This is a genomic window from Phormidium sp. CCY1219, assembly GCF_055795085.1.
Genome location: NZ_JAYFEQ010000120.1, coordinates 1 through 349, shown reverse-complemented (window position 1 = coordinate 349; position 349 = coordinate 1). Strand labels below are relative to the sequence as shown.

At 43.0% G+C, this 349-nt stretch carries 1 protein-coding gene; it reads left to right on the top strand.

Going from position 1 to position 349, the window contains the following annotated elements; all coding sequences use genetic code 11:
- On the top strand, nucleotides 1-349 hold a 349-nt coding region (locus AC0QH1_RS00665), incomplete at both ends, for a reverse transcriptase domain-containing protein (RefSeq protein ID WP_324628801.1).

Sequence of the window (349 nt, the reverse complement as noted above, 5' to 3'; positions counted from 1 at the left end):
TAGATGCAGATATTGCAAAATGCTTCGACCGAATTAACCATGATTACTTGCTGTCCAAACTAGATTGTCCATCCGTGCTCAAACGGAGAATTAAACAATGGCTTAAAGCCGGAGTTTTGGATAATGGCGTATTTGAGGCAACAGAATCAGGAACTCCACAGGGTGGAGTCATTAGTCCACTGCTGGCAAACATTGCCTTACATGGGATGATAAATTCGGTAGTCAATGCCTTCCCTAAATCCAAATACATTGACGGAAAGCAAGATAAAGGATATCGTCCGAAAATCATCCGATATGCCGATGACTTCGTGGTACTTTCACCGCACAAAGAAGTCATACTAGAAGCCCG